The sequence below is a fragment of the Salinibacterium sp. NYA9b genome, from assembly GCF_976973725.1.
Genome location: NZ_OZ333476.1, coordinates 1,597,920 through 1,620,324, shown reverse-complemented (window position 1 = coordinate 1,620,324; position 22,405 = coordinate 1,597,920). Strand labels below are relative to the sequence as shown.

Sequence of the window (22,405 nt, the reverse complement as noted above, 5' to 3'; positions counted from 1 at the left end):
CCGATGCGTTCGGGAACCAGAATCGGCGTAGATGTCGGCAAGGTCCGCGTCGGGGTCGCTCGCAGCGACCCTCACGGGATGCTGGCAACACCGGTCGAGACTGTGCAGCGAGCCCAGAAGAGCGTGAAGCGTATTCTCTCGCTTGCGGAAGAGTATGACGCTGTCGAGTTCGTTGTCGGGCTTCCGATTGCGCTCTCTGGTCGCGACACCGCGTCGACGGGCGATGCGCGAGAGTTCGCTCAGCAACTCGCTAACAAGTCGTCGCTGCCCGTGCGACTGGTGGATGAGCGGATGACGACGATGACGGCGCAATCCGCTTTGCGTGCATCCGGTCGAACCACGAAGAATTCACGGTCGGTGGTCGATCAGGTTGCCGCCGTTATAATTTTGCAACATGCCCTCGACTTCGAGCGCTCGGCGGCCCGCCCGCCCGGAGAGCTCGTGGACCCGACGCAAGGATCCTGAATTATGGCTGACGAACCCAACTGGGAAGACATTTTCGGCGAGCAACCCGCCGAGAGTGCTCCTAAGTCAGCGCGCGAGGCTGCCGCGCACGGGACGGATCGTTCCGCGGAGTCGGGCCAGCCAGCTGACAGCGGCACCCCCGCCGAGCCGGCGAACCCCGCAAACCCCGCTGACCCCGCGAACCCCGCGATCCCAGCGAACCCTGTCTTGGGTTCAACGCCACCGGCGGCGAGTGGTCAGCCCATGACCCGTCGCGAGGCTCGGGCGGCGCAAGAGGCCGCGGCTGCCCGGCGGGGCGGCGATCCGCACCTTCCCGCTGTGACACAGGCGGCCCGAGAAGCCGATGCTTTCGCCACCTTTGAACAACTGACCGCCGGAACGGCAGAGTCAGGCAATGATGCCGCCGCAGTGCCCGGGGCGACGATGCCCGCGCAGGGCGATGGCGATGGAGGAGCGCCCGGTCGCAAGAAGCGTCGGTGGGGGCTCATCATCGGGCTTCCACTGCTCATCATCGCCCTCCTCGGCGCTGGAGTCGCTGCGTACGCCTGGGTCAACTACGAAGACAAAATTCGCGAAGTGATGGGCTGGGAAATTCCCAATGACTTTGAGGGTTCGGGCAACGGCGAAGAGGTTATCGTCACAGTTAATTCGGGCGATATCGGCTCGGACATCGCTCGCAGCCTGAATGTTGCCGGCGTCACGATGAGCTTTGACGCGTTCTATGACCTCCTCTTGGCACAAGAAAGCGACCCAGCGTTCTTTCCCGGAAACTACTCGCTCCAAAAGGAGATGAGCGCGCAATCAGCTCTCGACGCACTGCTCGATCCCGAGAATATCGTGACGGACAGGCTTCTCATCACTGAGGGCACCACGCTGCCGAATGCGCTTGAGATCATTTCTGAAACGACCGGTATTGCCTTGGCAGATCTGCAAGCGGCATCCGAAGACCTTGAGCACTTCGGGCTTCCGTCGGAAGCGGTGAGTCTCGAGGGGTATCTATTCCCCGCGACGTATGAACTTGATGGCAACCAGGATCCGTACGCCGTGCTCGACCTGATGGTCAACACGATGTACGAGAAGTTGGATGCCGCTGGCGTTGCTGTCGAAGACCGCTACCGGATTCTGACGATGGCGGCGCTCGTGCAACGCGAAGCCGGACCCAACACGGACGACTTCTACAAGATCGCGCGCGTCTTCTACAACCGGCTCGACCAGGACATGTTGCTGCAGTCTGACGCCACCGTCGCCTATGGCACCGGCAACCTACACACGGTGTGGACGACGGATGCCGAACGTGCGGATGCGAGCAACCCCTACAACACGTACGCGAACCCCGGCTTGCCGGTCGGCCCCATCGGCCTGCCAGGCGAACTGGCGATTGATGCGGCGCTGAACCCTGCAGAGGGAGACTGGCTCTTCTTCGTGCCGATCAACCTGGCCACGGGCGAAACAGTCTTCACGACCAACGTTGACGACCACGAAGCAGCGGCACAGCAATTGCGCGACTGGTGCGCAGCGAGTGACGAAAATGGGAGCTATTGCTAGAGAATTCTGAGGTGCCGGCCGAGGCATCCGATCGTTCGAAGCTCGCGGTACTCGGGTCACCGATTACGCACTCCTTGAGCCCCACAATTCATCGCGCGGCGTATGAGACGCTCGGGTTCGACTGGGAATATGACGCCGTTGAACTGACGGGGGAGTCCCTTCCTGCGTTCTTAGGCGCGCTCGACCGGCGTTGGCGAGGTCTCTCTCTTACGATGCCCCTCAAGCGGGACGTAGTGCCCTTGCTCGATTGGGCGGATCCGCTCGTTGAGCTCGTCGGCGGAGCGAACACTGTCGTAGTGAGCGAAGGGCGCCTTCGCGGGTACAACACGGATGTCGAAGGCGCGATGCGCAGTTTTCTCGACGCGGGCCTGTCGAACTTAGATTCCGTGTGGATTTTGGGAGCAGGGGCCACTGCAGCCTCACTTCTCGTGGCATCCATTCGCATGGGCGCTCAGAGTATCGAGATTTTTGCACGCACTCCTTCGAAGGCGGAGCCGTTGAAGAAGCTCGGCGAGTCTCTTGGCGCCACCGTCACGCTGCGGCAATGGCAAGAAGCGGCCACTGCGACCACGACGCCCGACGTCATCATTACGACGGTTCCGGGAGGCGCAATGGATCTCCGTTTCGCCGAAGCTGTGCGCACCACCTCGGTGCTCTTTGATGTCGCCTACGACCCGTGGCCGAGTGATATTGCAACGAGCTGGTTCGAAGCGGGCGGCACCGTAATCTCGGGGCATGATCTCTTGATTAATCAGGCGATCGCACAAGTGCGCATCTTTGCCGCCGGTACCTCCGACGTGCCACTGCCTCATGAGGCAGACGCAATCGACGCGATGCGCGCTTCAATTGAGCAGCCCGAGGGGCACAACCATCCGTAACTGACGGCGCGAAAGTGTCACCCGCTCATGTGGGAGGATTGACGCATGCTTCGATGGTTAACGGCCGGTGAATCTCACGGCCCAGAATTGGTCGCGATCCTTGAGGGGATGCCGTCGGGCGTCCCCATTTCTCCTGAGCAGATTCAGGCGGATCTTGTGCGTCGCACGCTCGGCTACGGCCGGGGTGCTCGCATGAAGTTCGAGCAGGACGAGCTGACCCTCAGTGGCGGAATTCGTTTTGGCGCAACGATGGGAAGCCCCATTGCGCTGCGGATCGGCAACACTGAGTGGCCTCGCTGGGTGGATGTAATGAGCCCCGTTCCCGTCGATCCCGAAACCCTGCCGAAGGGTCGCGGTGCCGCTCTCACGCGCCCTCGCCCGGGGCACGCCGACCTCGTCGGTATGCAGAAATACGACTTCGCCGAGTCCCGCAATGTTCTCGAACGGGCCAGCGCCCGCGAGACTGCAGCTCGGGTGGCGCTCGGAGCGATCGCTCGTGCCTTCTTGGGCGGGCTCGGCATCCGTTTGGTCAGTCACACCCTGTCGATCGGCACCGTTCGTTCGCCCGAGGGAAGCGCGCTCCCTGCGCCAGACGACGTCGCGACGCTCGATGCTGATCTGCTGCGCTGCTTCGACCCCGCTACCTCTGAGCGCATGGTCGCCGAAGTCGATCAGGCTCACGAGGACGGCGACACTCTTGGCGGAGTAGTCGAAGTTCTCGCCTATGGTCTTCCGCCCGGGCTCGGTTCGTACACACATTGGGATCGTCGACTCGACGCTCAGCTCTCTGCCGCGCTCATGGGTATCCAAGCTATTAAGGGTGTCGAAGTCGGCGATGGCTTCGAAACCGCTGTTCGTCGCGGTTCTGTTGCTCATGACGAACTCGTGCAAGACACGGATGGCATCTCACGCTTGAGCGACCGCGCTGGCGGTATCGAAGGCGGCATGACAACCGGCACCGTTTTGCGAGTGCGCGCAGCGATGAAGCCGATCTCCACCGTGCCTCGCGCTCTGCGCACCGTCGATGTTGCGACCGGTGAAGCCGCCGTTGCTCATCATCAACGTTCAGACGTGTGCGCCGTGCCAGCAGCCGGCGTTGTTGCTGAAGCGATGGTCGCGTTGACGCTCGCTAACTCAGTACTCGAGAAGTTTGGGGGCGACTCGCTTGGTGAGACCAAGCGCAACCTCGACTCGTACCTCGCATCGATCCCAGAATCGCTCAACACCACACGGGCTTCGCGTGCTGAATGACAGCGGTGCGCTCGTCGTCATCATCGGCGCACCAGGCTCAGGTAAGACGCGCGCAGGCAAGAAGCTGGCGAAGATTCTGGATGCCCCGCTTATCGATACCGACAAAGTAGTAGTGGCATCCCACGGACCGATTCCGGAGCTTTTCGCTGAGTTCGGCGAAGAATACTTTCGGGAACGAGAGCGTGAAGCGGTCGCCAATGCGCTGCTTGAATCTGCTGTCGTAACCCTGGGCGGGGGAGCAGTGCTTAATCTCGACACGCAGGCTGACCTCGCTTCGCACCGTGTTGTCCAACTGACCATGTCAAAAGCTGCGGCTCGGCTTCGAATCGCCGGCAGCAAGCGCCCTCTGGCAAAGAACGCGGACGAGTGGGAGAAACTCGTTGACGCTCGCCGCCCCATTTACGACGAGCTTTCGTCGCTCACGATCGATACCTCACTGAAGCCAATGGAAAAAGTTGCGCGCGAGATCGCCGACTGGTTGGGAACCCAACAACAATGACTGAAACCACGATCATCCCGGTCGCCGGGACCAATCCTTACGACGTTCTCGTCGGCCACGGTTTGTTGCCGAAACTTGCGGAACAGCTTGGTACCCGCGTCGCGAAGGTGCTCATCATCCACCCGGCGACGCTTGGCGCGCGTGCAAACGCGCTGCGCGACTCGCTCTCGGAGAAGTACGAAGTGCTTCTTGCTGAGGTTCCGGATGCCGAAGATGCGAAGCGAATCGAAGTTGCCGCATTCTGCTGGCAGATCATGGGCCAGACCGATTTCACGCGCACGGACGCCGTCATCGGGTTCGGCGGCGGGGCATCAACCGACCTCGCGGGCTTTGTCGCGGCGACGTGGTTGCGCGGCGTGAAGCTTATTCAGTGCCCGACGAGCGTCGCCGGAATGGTTGATGCTGCCGTCGGTGGTAAGACGGGTATCAACACCGCTGAGGGCAAGAACCTCGTGGGCGCTTTTTATGCGCCGAGCGCGGTTGTTGCCGACCTCGATGTTCTTGACGATCTTCCTCGCAATGAGGTTTTGGCTGGCTTCGCGGAAATCGTGAAGTGTGGCTTCATCGGTGAGCCCGAGATCCTCGACCTGATCGAAGCCGATGTGGATGCTGTGACTGATCCGCATTCGGAGTCGTTCCGTCGTGTCGTTGAGCTCTCGATCGCGCTCAAGGCTCGGGTCGTTGGCGAAGACTTTATGGAGAAGGGCCTGCGCGAGACGCTCAACTACGGCCACACTCTTGGCCATGCAATCGAGCATGCCGAACGCTACCGCTGGCGCCACGGTGCCGCAGTGTCGGTCGGAATGGTGTTCGCTGCCGAGCTTGCGCATCTTGCGGGTTCGTTGAGTTCAGACGTGGTGGACCGTCACCGCAGCATCCTGCAGTCGCTGAGTCTTCCCATCGACTACCCGCTCGGCCGCTGGAACACGCTGCTCGCCACGATGCAGCGTGACAAGAAGGCGCGCGCCGGCATGATTCGGTTTGTCGTGCTCGACTCCGTTGGTCATACGTCGATGCTCAATGGTCCAGACGAAGCCATGCTCTACTCCGCCTACCAAGAAGTCGGGGTCTAGCGGGTCATCCTCGCTAGAGTGGAGCGGTGACTACAGTATTCGTGCTCAACGGGCCCAACCTCGGTCGGCTCGGCAGCAGAGAACCCGATGTCTATGGCGGGGGAACGCTCGTCGACTTGAGCGCCGAGCTTGACGCTCACGCGCAGACGTTGCCCAACGCGGCATCCATTGTTCTCGATTTTCGCCAGACTGATAGCGAGACGGAACTCATTTCCTGGCTTCATGAAGCTGTGGATGCCGGTGCTCCCGTCATCATGAACCCCGCGGCGTTCACTCACTATTCGTATGCGCTTCGGGATGCTGCAGCTCAAGTGTCAGGCGCTGGACTGCCTCTGGTTGAGGTCCACATCACGAACCCACACACTCGCGAAGAGTTCCGTCACACCAGCGTGATCTCGGGAGTTGCCACCGGAGTGATCGCCGGCTTTGGTTTTGAGTCCTATATTCTTGCCCTCGACGCGGTTGCTCGACGACTCAGTTAGACTCGAATGTTGGTTTTTGTCGCTAGTCGACTCAATCGCGCTTTTGCTCGTTAACAGAAACGGATTTACGCATGGCCTCTACCGCTGACATCAGGAACGGCGTCGTTCTCAACATGGACGGTGGATTGTGGACCGTTATCGAGTTCCAACACGTCAAACCCGGCAAGGGTGGTGCTTTTGTTCGCACCAAGGTGAAGAACGTTCGCTCGGGTAAGACCGTAGACCGCACGTTCAACGCCGGCGCCAAGATCGAAACCGAAACCGTTGACCGTTCCGAGTTCCAGTACCTGTACAAGGATCTCGAAAACTTCGTGTTCATGAACACGAGCGACTACGACCAGATCACCTTGAGCGAGACTGCCGTTGGCGATGCTGCGAACTTCATGCTGGAAAACCAGAATGTCGTTATCGCGCTGCACAACGGTGAGCCGCTCTATGTAGAGCTTCCGGCATCCGTAGTTCTCGAAATCACGTACACCGAGCCTGGCCTTCAGGGCGACCGTTCCACCGGTGGCAGCAAGCCCGCCACCGTGGAGACCGGTTACCAGATTCAGGTTCCGCTGTTCGTTGAACAGGGCACTCGCGTCAAGGTTGATACTCGTGACGGCAGCTACCTCGGTCGCGTGAACGACTAAATGGGGGCCCGCAGCAAGGCGCGTAAGCGCGCGCTTGACGTCATGTACGGCGCGGATGTCCGCGGTGAGAGCATCAACGCAGCTCTCGCGGCCGAATCTTCGCGCGCAATGAGTGAACCCGCCCGTGCAACAGCATGGGCTTACGCCCAAGACATCGTCGTGGGCATCACCGAGCACGGTGAAGAGATCGATGAACTCATCGAAACTTATTCGCAGGGGTGGCCTTTGAACCGCATGCCTGCGGTTGACCGTGCTCTGCTCCGCATTGGTCTGTGGGAGATCATGTACAACGACGAGGTCCCGACGGGTGTCGCGATCTCCGAGGCTGTTGAATCAGCAAAAGTGCACTCCACCGAAGACTCCGCCGGATTCATCAACGGTTTGCTCGGTCGCATCGCGGCCAGCACCGAATAGTTCGACTTATGTGACGTAGCGTTACGCCTGTGCGTGACGCTACGTTACGACCTCGCTGGCCAGCGCTTTCGTGCGGCCCTAGCGTTCAGGGATGAGTTCTTCCTCCCTTCGCGACAGCACGGCTGCCGATGCGCTGTCTGTCTCCATTCACGACCTTTCGCGCCGCTTTGGCGACCGCGTGGTCTTGAGCGAACTCTCACTCGAGATCGCAGCAGGAGAGATTGTCGCGCTGATTGGCCCGTCTGGTTGCGGTAAATCAACGCTGCTACGCCACATCGGTGGCTTGGATAGCCCTACCGGTGGCTCAATCGCTATCGGAGGCACTCCCGTCACTGGACTGGATGCTCGCTCCGCGATCGCCTTCCAGGAACCTCGCCTTCTTCCGTGGCGCTCCATCACCCGCAACGTCGAGGTGGGGCTCCCGCGCGGTAAGCGCGCCCACGACGATCGGGACCGGGTTGCCGCACTGCTTGAGCTGGTGAAACTTTCCTCGTCGGCCCATCTGCGTCCCCGGGAAATCTCCGGTGGTATGGCCCAGCGTGTGTCGTTGGCGCGGGCATTGGCTCGTCGTCCTGGCGTACTTCTGCTCGATGAGCCGTTTGGTGCTCTCGACGCTCTGACTCGCCTGTCAATGCAGGACCTGCTCCTTGATCTCCACGCCGCAGAGCCCGCGACGATCGTCATCGTCACTCACGACGTCGATGAGGCCCTGTATCTCGCCGACCGCGTGATTCTGCTTGGCGCAATTGACGCCGAGGACAACGCCGCTCAGGCGAGCATCCGCTCCACCGTCGTCGTGCCAGGGGTTCGCCCGCGCGACCGGGGGAGCGGAGATCTTGCCGAACTACGGGCTGAACTGCTCGAAGGGCTCGGCGTTCCCACCCATCACCTCGCGGCGCGCTAGCGTCCGCTGACCATTTCCACCATCCATTCTCATTTCTCTCCCCTGAAGGAAACAATGTCTCCCCGTTCTCGTATCGCTTCTGTTGCTGCTGGTGTTCTTGTTCTCGCTCTTGGCGTCTCGGGCTGCGTCGAAGGCGAAGGCTCGTCGCTCTCGCCCGATGCCCCTGACGCCACCGCAGGATGGAGCAGTGACCAACTCACGGTCGACTTCGCAACGTACAACCCACTCAGCCTCATCATCAAAGAAGAGGGCTGGCTAGAAGAGACGCTTGGCGATGACGTTGAAGTCACCTGGATTCAGTCATCAGGCTCCGCCGCAGCCAACGATGCGCTTCGCTCCGGCTCACTCGATGTCGGGTCAACGGCTGGTTCCGCTGCCCTCTTGGCGCGAGCCAATGGTTCGCCAATCAAGACGATTGATGTCTACTCGCAGCCCAACTGGTCGGCAATCGTTGTTGCCGCCGATTCGGACATTCAGTCGGCTGACGACCTTCGCGGCAAGAACATTGCGGCTAATGCGGGAACCGACCCTTATTTCTTCCTGCTCCAGACTCTTGCGGAGGCCGGTATCGGCCTCGACGAGGTTACGATCACGCAGCTTCAGCACGCTGATGGAAAGACCGCGCTCGAAGCGGGAACTGTAGATGCGTGGGCCGGGCTCGATCCACTCATGAGCGCATCCGTCGTCAACGCAGGTTCGCGCATCGTTTACGACAATCCTGATTTCAATAGCTATGGCTTCCTGAACGCTACAGAGAGCTTCCTCGAGACATCACCCGACCTCGCGCAGCTCGTCGTTGATGCGTATGAGAAGGCGCGTCAGTGGGCCGCCGATAGCCCGGATGACGCTGCAGCGATCTTCGCGGATGTCGCCGGCATCGATCTCCCCATTGCCAACTCTGTGCTGCTGGAGCGCACGAATCTCGCGATCGACCCCGCGCCCGGCCAGAAGCAGCTCGACGTTCTGAATGTCATTGGCCCGATCTTCGTTGACTCAGGTGCCGTTGCGGAGCAGTCGCAAATCGATGACGCTCTCGCGTCGCTCTTCGAAACAACGTATGTCGACGCTGCGGACCCGAGTCGTGTCAGTGAATAGCGGAACGCCGGTGCTCGAGCGGCCTCTGGTCGACGACGCGGCGGGTGCCCCGGTGCCCGTCGCGTCGGCGTTACCACGGCCGCGACGCCGTTGGGTGCGGGCCGCCATCCTCGGCGCAGTGATTCCCATCGCCGTGATCGTTCTTTGGCAAGCGATCGCGACATCGGGGTTGATTCCGAGCTACCGGCTGCCGACGCCGCTCAGCGTGTGGGCCGCGGGAGTCGATCTCTACGAGCGCGGAGTGCTCTACCAACACATCGCGATCTCCACGCAGCGCGTGCTGCTGGGGTTTGGAATTGGGGCCATCGTCGGACTGGCGCTTGCTTCGATTGTCGGGCTCTCGGCGCGGGCATCCGAACTCTTCGCACCGACTCTGGGCGCATTGCGGGCCGTGCCGTCTCTGGCCTGGGTACCGCTTCTTGGGCTCTACCTCGGTCTCAACGAAGACTCGAAGGTGGCTCTCGTCGCTATCGGAGCGTTCTTTCCGGTCTACACGACCGTCGCCCCGGCCCTTCGGCATGTGGATGCTCATCTTGTGGAGCTGGGGCGCAGCTACGGCTACTCCGGTCCGGCGTTGCTGAGCCTCGTGCAGTTGCCCGCCGTAGTTCCCGCCGTTATTTCATCGCTACGCCTTGCGCTAGCCCAAGCGTGGCTCTTCTTGGTCGCGGGGGAGTTGCTTGGCGCCTCGCTCGGGCTGGGGTTCTTGCTCGTGGATTCCCAAAATAACGGCCGAATAGATCGACTGTTTCTCACGATCATCCTGCTCGGCATTCTGGGCAAGGGAACCGATGGAGCGGTTGGTTTACTCGAACGGTTCTTACTGAAGCGTTGGGGGTCGTAACGCTGCCGCGAGCGCGGTATAGTCGGTGAAACAGATTTCCTTTAAATTCCGTCCAGAGAGGCGGGGAAGGAGGTCAGAATGTCTGTACGCACCGTCTTGCAGCATGCTGATATCACCCGAGCGTTGACTCGGATTTCCCATGAAATCCTTGAGTCCAATCGCGGTTCTGACGATCTCGTCATTCTCGGTATTCCTACGCGTGGGGTGACCCTCGCTAGGCGGATTGCGGCGATCATCCAGTCGGTCGACTCCACGTCCGTGACGTCAGGTGTACTCGACGTCACGATGTACCGCGATGATCTGGCTCAGAATCCCACTCGAGCAACTGGCCCGACCGACATTCCTGCGGGCGGCATTGACGGCAAGACCGTCGTGCTGGTCGACGATGTGTTGTATTCCGGGCGCACCATCCGTGCGGCACTCGATGCTCTGGGCGATCTCGGCCGCCCTCGCGCTGTGCGGCTCGCGGTTCTGGTCGATCGTGGCCACCGGGAATTTCCGATCCGGGCCGACTTTGTGGGCAAAAACCTGCCGAGCTCCATGGAGGAGCGTATTAACGTGCGCCTTGAAGAGATCGACGGATCGGATGAGGTGACGATCGGATGAGGCACCTACTCAGCACCCAGGGTCTGCCCCGCGACGAAGCTATTGCAATTCTCGATGTCGCGGAAGATATGGCAGCCGTCTCCGAGCGCGAAGTGAAGAAGCTTCCGACGCTGCGTGGCAAGACCGTGATCAACCTCTTTTTTGAAGACTCAACGCGCACGCGCATCTCGTTCGAAGCAGCGGCGAAGCGACTGAGCGCCGATGTCATCAACTTTGCGGCCAAGGGATCGAGCGTCTCCAAGGGGGAGAACCTCAAGGACACCGCTCAGACTCTCGCTGCCATGGGAGCCGATGCGGTCGTCGTTCGACACTGGGCGTCCGGCGCTCCGAAGACCTTGGCCGATGCTGGCTGGATTGATGCCGGAATTGTGAACGCCGGTGACGGCACGCATGAGCATCCGACTCAGGCTCTGCTCGACGCTTTCACGATTCGTCGTCGTCTTCACGGGGCTGCTGCTCGGGGCAAAGGTTTGGACGGCGTGACCGTCACGATCGTGGGAGATATCGTTCACTCTCGAGTGGCACGCTCGAACGTGTGGTTGCTCACAACGCTTGGCGCTCACGTGACGCTCGTCGCCCCGGCGACTCTTCTTCCCGTGAACATCAGCGGTTGGCCTGTTGAGGTCTCCTATGACCTTGACCACGCGATCGCCCAGGGCCCCGACGTCATCATGATGTTGCGAGTGCAGGCCGAGCGCATGAAAGCAGCATTCTTCCCCAACGCACGCGAGTATTCACGGCAATGGGGTCTCAATGATGAACGGATGGCGGCCCTGCCAACAAGTAGCATGGTTATGCACCCTGGGCCGATGAACCGCGGCCTAGAAATCTCGGCTGGAGCCGCGGATTCGCCACAATCGACAGTGCTCGAGCAAGTGGCGAATGGCGTCTCGGTCAGAATGTCGGTGCTGTATCACTTGCTGTCCGGAGCTGTGGAGCGGTGAGAGCGGGATTTATGCCTGCCGCCCCTGATTGCGTACTAATCCAGAGAAGAGGACTCTCGTGAGTATCAGAATCGTTAACGCCACGCTGCCCAACGGCGAGCGCGCCGACTTCACGATTGAGCGCGGGGTTTTCACCGACGCGACATCCGCTGATCGCACGATTGATGCCTCAGGCCTGCAGGCTCTGCCCGGACTTGTTGATCTCCACACTCACTTGCGTGAACCTGGCTTCGAGCAGAGCGAAACGGTGCTTTCGGGCAGTCGTGCTGCTGCGATGGGTGGCTTCACCGCCGTCTTCGCTATGGCCAACACCATGCCGGTTCAAGACACCGCTGGAGTTGTTGAGCAGGTTCAGTCGCTCGGTATTGATCACGGGTACGCGACAGTGCGCCCCATCGGCGCCGTCACCGAAGGGCTTGACGGCGTCAAGCTTTCGGAGATCGGTGCCATGGCCAATTCGCGAGCCGGCGTGCGCGTTTTCTCCGATGATGGCAAGTGCGTTCACAACGCGTTGCTCATGCGTCGCGCGCTCGAATATGTGAAGACGTTTGACGGTGTTGTCGCTCAGCATGCTCAGGAGCCGACGCTCACTGTTGATGCGCAAATGAACGAGGGCGCAGTATCCAGTGAGCTTGGTCTTGCGGGCTGGCCTGCCGTCGCAGAAGAGTCGATCATCGCGCGCGACGTGCTCCTCGCCGAGCATGTGGGGGCACGCCTCCATATCTGTCACCTGTCGACCGCTGGCTCGGTTGACGTCATCCGCTGGGCTAAGGCTCGCGGAATTGCTGTGACGGCAGAAGTGACGCCTCACCACCTGCTTCTCACTGAGGAACTGGTGCGCGGCTACGACGCTCGCTTCAAAGTGAACCCGCCTCTGCGTCGTGACGAAGACGTTCACGCGCTTCGTGCCGCTCTCGCCGACGGAACCATTGACATCGTCGCTACCGACCACGCGCCGCACCCGCCAGAGGCAAAAGAGTGCTCCTGGGCAGAAGCTGCGTTTGGCATGGTCGGTCTTGAATCCGCTCTCAACGTTGTTCAGCAGGCTGTCGTCGATACTGGTCAGTTGAACTGGACGGATGTCGCCCGCGTTCTTTCACAGAAGCCGGCCGAGATCGGTCGCCTCGACGGCTACGCGACCCCGTTCGCTCTCGGCTCGGCCGCGAATCTCGTGCTGCTCGACCCGAGCGCACGGTCAACGTTCTCGACCGAATCGCTGCGGGGCAAGAGCACGAACTCGCCCTACCTAGGCCGCGAACTCCCTGGCCGAGTAATGACCACCATCCACAACGGCTACGAAACCGTTCGCGATGGCGACGTCGTCGATGCGACTGAGGTCGCTCAGCAGGCCAGACTGGCTGAAAGCGAGGCAGCGAATGTCTAAAGACGTCTCACTGCTCATCGTGATCGGCATCCTGGTTATCTTGCTGGCACTCATGGTTGCTGGCTGGTATTCACGAAAGCGACGACAGGCTCACATCGGGCTCCCGGTTGCACCGCCGGCTGACCTCGCCGACACTGACCTTCGGTTTAGCGGCAAGTACGTATCGACCACGGTTGCCGGCGATCAGCTCAACCGTGTGAACGTGCACGGCCTGGGTTTCCGGGCGAACTGTTTGCTCGAAGTGCATCCCGAAGGCATCGTCGTCTCGCGCGCGGGATCAGACGATCTCTGGCTTGCTCGTGACACAGTGCGCGGCATTTCCCGCGCTACCTGGACCATCGACCGTGTGGTCGAAAACAACGGATTGCAGGTGATCGAGTGGACGCTCGATGGCACTGCAGTCGATAGTTATTTCCGAATGGACGACCCCGAGACGTGTGAACGCGCTCTCGATACAGTCGTCGGCAATGAAAGGCAGTCCCTGTGACTTTTGAACCTGCAGTGCTCGTCCTTGAAGATGGCACACGCTATCTCGGTCAGGCCTACGGCGCCCGCGGTCAGCGCCTCGGCGAAGTAGTCTTCGCCACCGGCATGACGGGCTACCAAGAGACGATCACCGACCCCAGCTATGCGGGCCAGATCGTTGTCATGACGGCACCGCACATCGGCAACACCGGTGTGAATGATGAAGACCCTGAATCCTCACGAATTTGGGTCTCCGGTTTCGTCGTGCGCGATGCGAGCCGTGTGGTGTCGAACTACCGTGCCGATGGATCGCTGGATGACGACCTCGTCACCCAGAACGTCGTCGGCATCAGCGGCGTCGATACCCGCGCGATCACCCGTCGCTTGCGCGACTCCGGCTCCATGCGTGGAGGAATCTTCTCCGGCGCGGATGCTGAACTCAGCGACGCCGAGCAACTTGCCGCGGTCACCGCCGCAGCACAGATGAGCGGCCAAAGCCTGTCGTCTGAAGTGTCGACATCTGAGGCCTACGTTGTTGCCGCAGTGGGGGAGAGCATCGGCCGCTTGGCTGTTCTTGACCTCGGAGTGAAGACGTCAACGCTCAACTACCTCGCCGAGCGAGGTTTCGACGTTCATGTGCTGCCCCAGACCGTTACTTTCGACGAGCTGCTGTCGATCGAGCCGGTCGCTGTCTTCTACTCGAACGGACCAGGCGACCCGTCGGCATCCGACGCTCACGTTGCACTCCTCACAGAGGTGCTCAAGAAAGGGCTTCCTTTCTTCGGTATCTGTTTCGGCAACCAGCTTCTCGGTCGCGCACTCGGCTACGGCACCTACAAGCTGCCGTTTGGCCACCGCGGAATCAACCAGCCCGTCATCGATGTGCAGACGCAGCGCACCGAGATCACCGCCCACAACCACGGCTTTGCTGTTGATGCTCCGGTCGGCGAGATCAGCCAATCACCGGCTGGTTTCGGCCGCGTCGAGGTCAGTCACGTCAACCTCAACGACAACGTTGTTGAAGGACTTCGAGCCCTCGATATCCCCGCATTTTCTGTGCAGTACCACCCCGAGGCGGCCTCAGGCCCCCACGACGCCAATTACCTTTTCGACAGGTTCCGCGACCTTGTCCTCGAGAACGCAAAGGACAGCAAGTAATGCCCAAGAGAGAAGACATTTCCTCGGTACTGGTCATCGGCTCCGGCCCGATCGTTATCGGTCAGGCCGCAGAGTTCGACTACTCCGGAACGCAAGCCTGCCGCGTACTGCGTGAGGAGGGCATCCGAGTCATCCTGGTGAACTCGAACCCGGCCACAATCATGACTGACCCCGATTTCGCCGATGCAACCTACATCGAACCGATCACGTGGGAAGTCATCGAGTCGATCATTGCCAAGGAGCGTCCGGATGCGCTGCTGCCGACATTGGGTGGCCAGACCGCTCTCAACGCAGCCATCGAGCTCGACGCTCACGGCATCCTCGAGAAGTACAACGTCGAACTGATCGGCGCGAACCTCGAAGCGATTAACCGTGGTGAAGACCGCCAGATCTTCAAGCAGCTCGTGATCGATTGTGGGGCCGAGGTCGCGAAGTCCTACATCGCGCACACGGTTCCTGAGGCGGTTGAGTTCGCCGAGGATCTCGGATACCCACTCGTGATCCGCCCCTCCTTCACGATGGGCGGCCTCGGCTCGGGCTTCGCGTATTCACGTGAGGAACTGATCCGGATGGTCACCGACGGCTTGCACCAGAGCCCCACGACCGAGGTGCTGCTCGAAGAGAGCATCCTGGGCTGGAAAGAGTACGAGCTCGAGCTCATGCGCGACACGTCAGACAACACCGTTGTCGTGTGTTCGATCGAGAATGTTGACCCGGTCGGTGTTCACACCGGCGACTCGATCACGGTGGCTCCGGCGCTCACGCTGACCGACCGCGAGTACCAGAACCTTCGCAATATCGGCATCGACATCATCCGCGCGGTTGGCGTCGACACCGGCGGCTGCAACGTTCAGTTCGCTATCGATCCCGCTACCGGGCGAGTGATCGTCATCGAGATGAACCCCCGCGTTTCGCGGTCGAGTGCTCTCGCATCGAAGGCAACGGGCTTCCCGATCGCCAAGATCGCAGCCAAGCTCGCCATCGGCTACCGTCTCGATGAGATCCCCAATGACATCACGAAGGTCACCCCGGCGAGCTTTGAACCGACCCTCGACTACGTCGTGGTCAAGGTTCCGCGGTTCGCGTTTGAGAAGTTCCCGGCGGCAGACACCCGCCTCACGACCACGATGAAATCGGTCGGTGAGGCCATGGCAATCGGTCGCAACTATTCGACCGCTCTGCAAAAGGCTCTTCGTTCACTCGAAAAGCGCGATTCGAGCTTCCACTGGAAGGGCGAAGTCGGCGACAAGGCTGAACTATTGGCTCTGTCGTCCATTGCGACCGATGGTCGTATCGTCACGGTGCAGCAGGCGATGCGCGCTGGCGCCACGACCGAAGAGGTCTTCGAGGCCACCAAGATTGATCCGTGGTTTGTCGATCAGATCGCTCTCATCAACGAAGTTGCGGTTGACATTGCGGATGCCGCAGAGCTGTCAGCCGCATTGCTCACGCACGCCAAGAACCACGGTTTCAGTGACGCGCAAATCGCTGAGCTTCGGGGGACCACTGAGGCAGAGGTTCGCGACCTGCGTTGGGGACTCGATGTGCGCCCCGTCTTCAAGACGGTCGACACGTGTGCCGGAGAGTTCCCGGCTCTCACCCCGTACCACTACTCAAGCTACGACTCCGAGACTGAAGTTGCCCCGAGCGATAAGACGAAGGTCATCATTCTTGGTTCCGGCCCGAACCGTATCGGTCAGGGAATTGAGTTTGACTACTCGTGTGTTCATGCCTCGTTCGCCCTCTCTGATGCGGGCTACGAGACCATCATGATCAACTGCAACCCCGAGACGGTCTCGACTGACTACGACACGAGTGACCGTCTCTACTTTGAGCCGCTCACGCTCGAAGACGTGCTCGAGATCGTTCACGCGGAAAGCCAGAGTGGCGAACTCCTCGGAGTGATCGTGCAGCTTGGTGGCCAGACGGCACTTGGTCTTGCTCAGGGTCTCAAGGATGCCGGCATCCCGATTTTGGGAACAACGCCCGAGGCGATCGACCTTGCCGAGGAACGTGGTTTGTTCTCCAAGATTCTCGACAACGCCGGGCTGCTCGCACCCAAGAACGGCACTGCCACGAACCAGACCGAAGCGATTGAAATCGCCGAACACATTGGGTTCCCGGTTCTCGTTCGTCCCTCGCACGTTCTTGGTGGGCGTGGCATGGAGATCATCTATGACTCCGAGGCTCTCGCTGACTACTTCGAACGGGTTCGCGATGTCGTCATCATTTCGCCGAGCTCACCGTTGCTCGTCGATCGGTTCCTCGATGACGCGATTGAGATCGATATCGACGCGATTTACGACGGCACTGAGCTCTACGTCGGCGGCATCATGGAACACATCGAAGAAGCCGGCATTCACTCCGGCGACTCTGCCTGCACGCTTCCTTCGGTCACTCTTGGCCGCGACGTGCTCAAGCGCGTGCGGGAAGCAACCCTCGCTATCGCGGAAGGCGTCGGCGTGCGCGGCTTGCTGAACGTGCAGTTCGCGATCGGTCAGGGCATCCTCTACGTGCTCGAAGCCAACCCGCGTGCCAGCCGCACGGTTCCCTTCGTCTCGAAGGCGCTCGGGATTCCACTCGCGAAGGCTGCGGCTCTCGTCATGGCCGGTTCAAGCATCCGCCAACTCGTCGACAGCGGACTGCTGCCGATTCTTGACGGCTCGCAAGTACCGTCGACGTCACCGGTCTCGGTGAAAGAAGCGGTACTTCCGTTCCGACGCTTCCGCACCGTTGAGGGCCAAGTCGTTGACTCGGTGCTCGGCCCGGAGATGCGTTCCACCGGTGAGGTTATGGGTATCGACTCGAACTTCCCCAAGGCATTCGCCAAGAGCCAAGAGGCCGCGTACGGCGGGCTGCCCGACAGCGGGTCGGTATTCGTGTCGGTTGCTGACCGCGATAAGCGTGCCGTCATTCTGCCGGTTCTGCGCCTTAGCCAGCTGGGCTTCACGATTCTCGCCACCGAAGGCACCGCCGAGATTCTCGCGCGCAACGGCATTGAGGCTCAGGTCGTGCGCAAGTACTTCATGGGCCAGGAAGCAAATGCTGCTGAACCGTCGATCGTTGAAATGATCAACGACGGCAAGGTGGATGTCGTGATCAATACGCCAAGCGGACGCAGTGCGCGTGCCGATGGCTACGAGATCCGCACCGCGACAGTCGCCGCCGACAAGCCGATCTTCACGACCATGGCCCAGCTTGCGGCCGCTGTCGCGTCGTTTGAAGCTATTCGCGACGGCTTTGATGTGCGTTCGCTTCAGGACTACGCCTTGGATCGCGCCGCCGAGCTCGAGAAGGTAGCCAACAATGCCTAGTTTCTCCTCACGGCTTGCGCAGACCTTCGAAGAGTTCGGGGGAGTGTGCATGGGAGTGGACCCGCATCCGTTCCTGCTCGAAAGCTGGGGCCTCTCCAATGACGCCCACGGCGTGCGCGAATTCGCCCTCCGTGCGGTAGATGCTGCCGCCGGCAACGTGGGAATGATCAAGCCCCAAGTCGCTTTCTTCGAACGCTTCGGGTCCACGGGCTACGCGATTCTCGAGGAGTCTTTCGCCCTGGCGCGCTCCGCCGGTTTACTCGTGATTGCCGATGTGAAGCGTGGCGACCTGTCGTCGTCCGTCGATGCTTATGGGCAAGCCTGGCTGACGCCGGGCTCACCCCTGGAGGCCGACGCAATGACTGCCGTGGCCTATCAAGGAGTGTCGGAACTGTCTGGGCCATTCGAACTTGCTCGCTCAGCGGGCAAAGGAATCTTCGTGCTGGCAGCAACCTCTAACGCTTCGGCGCACAGCATCCAATCGGCGCGAATCGCTGAAGGTGAACACGCGGGCGCGACTGTCGCCGCTAGTGTCGTGCGCGATGTGGCGGCGCTCAATACTGAAAGCGGGCTTGGGTCGTTTGGTGTCGTAATCGGTGCGACGGTTGAGGTTGCCGACTACGGCATCCGCAATGGTGAACTGGTTGACTTGCCCATTCTTGCTCCAGGGTTCGGCGCTCAAGGGGCGCAGGTCGAGCAGGCCCGCGAACTGTACGGTGATGCCGTCGCGAATACGATCGTGACCGTTTCCCGCAGTGTGCTGCAAGAGGGTGCCAGCCAGATACCGGCAGAGCTTCGATCGCTGCGCTCGCAACTTCGTGAGCAGGTTCGCTAATGGGACCTCGCCCGGAGCCACCCGCCGTTGACCGTGCAGCGGCATCTCGCGCGGCAATTGCAGCGCGACGCGCCCGGGCTTCTGTCAAACGTGAAGTTGCTGAGCGCGCTCGAACCGCCCTCAGCGTCGCTCGCACAGCATGGGCTCAGCCCGACAGCGCAGAAGCTCGACTGCTCGTGCGCGAACTACTGATGAGCGTTCCCTCTCTCGGGCCAACCCGGGTCGAATCGATCATGGCCGATCTGGCTATCGCCGATCGCAAACGGGTCGGCGGCCTCGGTCCGAAACAGCGTGAACGCCTCACAAATTACTTGTCAGAGCGTCAGGGGCCTGAGCCAACACGACTCGTTGTCTTGGCTGGTCCGACCGCTGTCGGCAAAGGTACCGTCTCCAGCTTTATCCGCGACAACCACCCCGATGTGCTGCTGAGCGTGTCAGCGACTACTCGTAAGCCACGTCCGGGCGAGGTGAACGGTGTTCACTACTATTTCGTGACCGACGACGAGTTCGATTCTATGATCGCGAATAATGAATTGCTGGAGTGGGCGGTAGTCCATAATTCCTATCGTTACGGTACTCCACGACCCCCGATCGATATCGCACTCTCTGAGGGAAAGCGCGTGATGTTGGAGATTGATTTGCAGGGTGCACGCTCGGTGCGCAAGGTTATGCCCGAGGCACTTTTGGTCTTTCTTCTGCCGCCAACCTGGGAAGAATTGGTGCGCCGCTTGATCGGTCGCGGCACCGAGGATGCCGCAGAACAGAGCCGTCGTTTGGAGACCGCCAAGGTAGAAATGGCGGCCCAAGAAGAGTTCGATGTGAGAGTCGTGAACACAGAAGTAAGCCAAGCGGCTCAAGAAGTCGTAGAATTGATGGATGCGCCCGCTGGCGCGACCACTTCCGACTCCAAGGAGCACCCTCATGGCTGACAAGAACTCGGGCATCATTGATCCCCCCATCGACGAACTGCTGTCGAAGGTTGACTCCAAGTACCAGCTCGTTATCTTCGCTTCGAAGCGCGCTCGCCAGATCAACGACTACTACGCTGACCTCCACGAGGGCAGCCTCTTCGACAACGTCGGACCGCTCGTAGATTCCACGATCGACGACAAGCCGCTGTCCGTTGCTCTCCACGAGATCAACGAAAACAAGCTCGAGCTCAAGCGCCTCAGCAACGAATAGAACTTTTCGGTGGCCGCGCTCAACATTGTCGTCGGTATATCCGGCGGAATAGCTGCCTATAAGGCGGTGTCCGTTGTGCGTGAGCTGGTGCTCGCGGGCCACGACGTTCATGTCGTGGCCACGAGCAACGCTCTCAAATTCGTGGGTCTTCCCACCCTTGAGGCCATCAGCCGAAATCCGGTTCACACCGACCTCTATGAGGGTGTGGACGAAGTACGGCATGTCTCTGTCGGCCAAGCCGCAGATGTCATCGTCGTCGCTCCTGCGACTGCGAATACGATCGCTAAGATCGCGACCGGTCAAGCGAGTGACTTCCTCGGCAACACCATCCTCGCGACCCGTGCGCCCGTCATTGTGGCGCCGGCGATGCACACCGAGATGTGGCAGAACCCGGCGACCGTCGCCAACATCGAGACGCTGCGTTCGCGTGGCATCCGCATTGTTGGTCCAGAGTCTGGCCAGCTGACTGGTTCCGATAGCGGGCCCGGTCGGATGTCTGAGCCCAGCGACATCGTCGCCGCGGTTCTTGAGACGGTGGTCTCCTCGCGCGACCTCCTCGGTCGCTCGGTGCTGGTCACGGCGGGTGGCACTCGGGAACCCCTCGATCCTGTGCGCTTCATCGGTAATCGTTCGAGCGGCAAACAGGGCGTCGCTCTGGCAACGGCAGCCGCGGCGCGCGGCGCTGATGTCACCCTCATCGCCGCCAATCTTGAGGTTCCGCTTCCTGCCGGGGTTCGCTGCATCCAGGTGTCTACGACCCTGGAGTTGCAATCAGCGGTGCAGGCTGCAGCGAAGTCGGCCGATGCCATCGTTATGGCGGCGGCGGTTGCTGACTACCGCCCAGCCGAGACTGCTCAATCGAAGATCAAGAAACGCAGCGATTCGAGCACCCTCGAGTTGCGTCTTGAAGAGAACCCCGACATTTTGCGTGGTCTCGCGGCAGAGAGCCCCGAGAGCCAAATCGTCGTGGGCTTCGCTGCGGAGACTGAGCCTCAAGACGCTGCGCTGCTTGAGTTGGGCCGCGCAAAGATTGCCCGTAAGGGCTGTGACTTCTTGGTCATCAACCGCGTCGGGTGGACTGAAGGTTTTGCCTCAGACCGTAACACCGTGATCGTCATCGATAAGGTCGGCGATAGAGTGGGTGAGGCAAGCGGAAGCAAGTTGTCGGTGGCTCACCGCATTCTGGATCTTGTGTTCGCAGCCCGCTGACATCCATTCATCACTACCGGAGACGGCTTATGACTTCGCCCCTGCGCACCTTCACCTCAGAGTCTGTTACCGAGGGACACCCCGACAAGATCTGCGATCAGATCAGTGACAGCATTCTTGACGCTTTGCTCGAGGAAGACCCGAATGCTCGGGTCGCTGTTGAGACTCTCGTGACAACGGGGCTCGTGCATGTCGCCGGTGAAGTGACGACAACCGGCTACGCCGACATCCCCGCGATTGTGCGTGATCGCATTTCCTCCATCGGTTACAACTCGTCTGATGTTGGCTTTGATGGTCGTTCGTGCGGTGTGTCCGTCTCTATTGGTGCACAGTCACCCGACATCGCTCAGGGTGTTGACCGTGCGCTCGAAGCGCGTGAAGGCAATTCAACAGACTCGCTGGATGTCTTGGGCGCTGGCGACCAGGGCGTCATGTTCGGGTACGCCACTAATGAGACTCCGCAGCTCATGCCCGCCCCTGTCTGGTTCGCTCACCGCATGGCCGAGCGTCTCGCGGCTGTGCGAAAAGAGGGGCTTGTCGACTACCTGCGTCCCGACGGAAAGACTCAGGTCACCGTGGGCTACGAGGGATCGGTGCCGCGCAGCATTGAAACCGTCGTGTTATCGACGCAGCATTCGCCCTCGGTGTCAACCGCTCAGTTGCGCCGTGAGATCGAAGAACTCGTCGTGCGACCGATTGCGGAAAGCTCGGGCCTCGACCTGTCGAATCTGCAATCAATCGTTAATCCCAGCGGCCGTTTTGAGATTGGCGGCCCTCAGGGCGACGCCGGTGTCACCGGTCGTAAAGTCATTGTTGATACTTACGGCGGAGCATCCCGTCACGGTGGGGGAGCATTCAGCGGTAAAGACCCCTCGAAGGTAGACCGCTCGGCAACCTATGCCATGCGCTGGGTGGCGAAGAATGCGGTTGCCGCAGGTCTTGCTGATCGTCTCGAAGTGCAGATCGCGTATGCGATTGGCCGGGCAGCACCCGTCAGCCTGTACGTCGAAACCTTCGGCACCGGCCATGTTTCTGACGAGGCCATTCTGGGCGCGATCCATGATGTCTTCGATCTGCGCCCGGGCGCGATCATCCGCGATCTCGATCTCTTGCGTCCCATTTACGCGAAGACTGCAACCTACGGTCACTTCGGTCGTGAGCTTCCTGAGTTCACCTGGGAGCGCCTTGACCGCGTTGAGGCTCTTCGCGGGGCCGCCGGGCTGTAG

23 protein-coding genes are annotated in these 22,405 nt (G+C 60.7%); all 23 read left to right on the top strand.

Translation table 11 applies throughout. The annotated features are described in order from the left end of the window. Positions 1–3 precede the first annotated feature (3 nt). The 23 genes from ruvX to metK all read left to right on the top strand — a co-directional run bounded on the left by ruvX (position 4) and on the right by metK (position 22,405). Positions 4–465, top strand: coding sequence for a Holliday junction resolvase RuvX (ruvX, locus tag ACWFSR_RS07745; RefSeq protein WP_447522132.1), 462 nt, complete (start codon positions 4–6; stop codon positions 463–465). A gap of 3 nt (positions 466–468) precedes the next feature. Next, positions 469–2,010 (top strand): endolytic transglycosylase MltG, encoded by a 1,542-nt coding sequence (gene mltG / locus ACWFSR_RS07740; protein ID WP_447522131.1) that lies wholly within the window; start codon positions 469–471, stop codon positions 2,008–2,010. Further along, on the top strand, positions 2,004–2,888 hold the full coding sequence (locus ACWFSR_RS07735) for a shikimate dehydrogenase (RefSeq protein WP_197109905.1): 885 nt from the start codon (positions 2,004–2,006) through the stop codon (positions 2,886–2,888). Before mltG ends, ACWFSR_RS07735 begins: the two co-directional genes overlap by 7 nt. A gap of 45 nt (positions 2,889–2,933) precedes the next feature. Continuing rightward, complete coding sequence (gene aroC / locus ACWFSR_RS07730) at positions 2,934–4,139, top strand: chorismate synthase (protein WP_197109906.1); 1,206 nt, start codon at positions 2,934–2,936, stop codon at positions 4,137–4,139. Beyond that, on the top strand, positions 4,129–4,638 hold the full coding sequence (locus ACWFSR_RS07725; protein WP_447522130.1) for a shikimate kinase: 510 nt from the start codon (positions 4,129–4,131) through the stop codon (positions 4,636–4,638). The genes aroC and ACWFSR_RS07725 overlap by 11 nt, the downstream gene beginning before the upstream one ends. Beyond that, positions 4,635–5,711 carry a 3-dehydroquinate synthase gene (gene aroB / locus ACWFSR_RS07720; protein ID WP_197105701.1) on the top strand — a complete coding sequence of 359 codons (1,077 nt, stop codon included), beginning with the start codon at positions 4,635–4,637 and terminating at the stop codon, positions 5,709–5,711. The genes ACWFSR_RS07725 and aroB overlap by 4 nt, the downstream gene beginning before the upstream one ends. 26 nt (positions 5,712–5,737) lie before the next feature. Then, complete coding sequence (locus tag ACWFSR_RS07715) at positions 5,738–6,193, top strand: type II 3-dehydroquinate dehydratase (RefSeq protein ID WP_197105700.1); 456 nt, start codon at positions 5,738–5,740, stop codon at positions 6,191–6,193. 71 nt (positions 6,194–6,264) lie between these two features. After that, complete coding sequence (gene efp / locus ACWFSR_RS07710) at positions 6,265–6,828, top strand: elongation factor P (RefSeq protein WP_197105699.1); 564 nt, start codon at positions 6,265–6,267, stop codon at positions 6,826–6,828. Continuing rightward, entirely contained in the window at positions 6,829–7,242 is a 414-nt protein-coding gene (gene nusB, locus ACWFSR_RS07705) for a transcription antitermination factor NusB (RefSeq protein ID WP_197105698.1), read from the top strand. A gap of 91 nt (positions 7,243–7,333) precedes the next feature. Next, entirely contained in the window at positions 7,334–8,146 is an 813-nt protein-coding gene (locus ACWFSR_RS07700; RefSeq protein WP_447522129.1) for an ABC transporter ATP-binding protein, read from the top strand. Between the two features lie 54 nt (positions 8,147–8,200). Further along, positions 8,201–9,241: an aliphatic sulfonate ABC transporter substrate-binding protein gene (locus ACWFSR_RS07695; protein WP_447522128.1), complete on the top strand. Its 1,041-nt coding sequence runs from the start codon at positions 8,201–8,203 to the stop codon at positions 9,239–9,241. After that, on the top strand, positions 9,204–10,082 hold the full coding sequence (locus ACWFSR_RS07690) for an ABC transporter permease (RefSeq protein WP_447522127.1): 879 nt from the start codon (positions 9,204–9,206) through the stop codon (positions 10,080–10,082). Before ACWFSR_RS07695 ends, ACWFSR_RS07690 begins: the two co-directional genes overlap by 38 nt. Positions 10,083–10,160: 78 nt before the next feature. Continuing rightward, positions 10,161–10,688, top strand: a complete 528-nt coding sequence (gene pyrR, locus ACWFSR_RS07685; RefSeq protein ID WP_447522126.1) for a bifunctional pyr operon transcriptional regulator/uracil phosphoribosyltransferase PyrR — start codon at positions 10,161–10,163, stop codon at positions 10,686–10,688. Next, entirely contained in the window at positions 10,685–11,632 is a 948-nt protein-coding gene (locus ACWFSR_RS07680) for an aspartate carbamoyltransferase catalytic subunit (protein WP_197105694.1), read from the top strand. Before pyrR ends, ACWFSR_RS07680 begins: the two co-directional genes overlap by 4 nt. A 58-nt stretch (positions 11,633–11,690) precedes the next feature. Continuing rightward, on the top strand, positions 11,691–13,016 hold the full coding sequence (locus ACWFSR_RS07675) for a dihydroorotase (RefSeq protein ID WP_197105693.1): 1,326 nt from the start codon (positions 11,691–11,693) through the stop codon (positions 13,014–13,016). Beyond that, positions 13,009–13,503 (top strand): PH-like domain-containing protein, encoded by a 495-nt coding sequence (locus tag ACWFSR_RS07670; protein WP_447522125.1) that lies wholly within the window; start codon positions 13,009–13,011, stop codon positions 13,501–13,503. Before ACWFSR_RS07675 ends, ACWFSR_RS07670 begins: the two co-directional genes overlap by 8 nt. Further along, positions 13,500–14,639, top strand: a complete 1,140-nt coding sequence (gene carA / locus ACWFSR_RS07665) for a glutamine-hydrolyzing carbamoyl-phosphate synthase small subunit (protein WP_447522124.1) — start codon at positions 13,500–13,502, stop codon at positions 14,637–14,639. Before ACWFSR_RS07670 ends, carA begins: the two co-directional genes overlap by 4 nt. Next, positions 14,639–17,953 carry a carbamoyl-phosphate synthase large subunit gene (gene carB, locus ACWFSR_RS07660; RefSeq protein WP_197109915.1) on the top strand — a complete coding sequence of 1,105 codons (3,315 nt, stop codon included), beginning with the start codon at positions 14,639–14,641 and terminating at the stop codon, positions 17,951–17,953. The genes carA and carB overlap by 1 nt, the downstream gene beginning before the upstream one ends. Beyond that, on the top strand, positions 17,946–18,788 hold the full coding sequence (gene pyrF, locus ACWFSR_RS07655) for an orotidine-5'-phosphate decarboxylase (protein WP_447522123.1): 843 nt from the start codon (positions 17,946–17,948) through the stop codon (positions 18,786–18,788). The genes carB and pyrF overlap by 8 nt, the downstream gene beginning before the upstream one ends. Next, on the top strand, positions 18,788–19,717 hold the full coding sequence (gmk, locus tag ACWFSR_RS07650) for a guanylate kinase (protein WP_447522122.1): 930 nt from the start codon (positions 18,788–18,790) through the stop codon (positions 19,715–19,717). Before pyrF ends, gmk begins: the two co-directional genes overlap by 1 nt. Further along, on the top strand, positions 19,710–19,970 hold the full coding sequence (gene rpoZ / locus ACWFSR_RS07645; RefSeq protein WP_197105687.1) for a DNA-directed RNA polymerase subunit omega: 261 nt from the start codon (positions 19,710–19,712) through the stop codon (positions 19,968–19,970). Before gmk ends, rpoZ begins: the two co-directional genes overlap by 8 nt. Positions 19,971–19,979: 9 nt before the next feature. After that, positions 19,980–21,179 carry a bifunctional phosphopantothenoylcysteine decarboxylase/phosphopantothenate--cysteine ligase CoaBC gene (gene coaBC / locus ACWFSR_RS07640; protein WP_447522121.1) on the top strand — a complete coding sequence of 400 codons (1,200 nt, stop codon included), beginning with the start codon at positions 19,980–19,982 and terminating at the stop codon, positions 21,177–21,179. 29 nt (positions 21,180–21,208) lie between these two features. Next, positions 21,209–22,405: a methionine adenosyltransferase gene (gene metK / locus ACWFSR_RS07635; RefSeq protein ID WP_197105685.1), complete on the top strand. Its 1,197-nt coding sequence runs from the start codon at positions 21,209–21,211 to the stop codon at positions 22,403–22,405.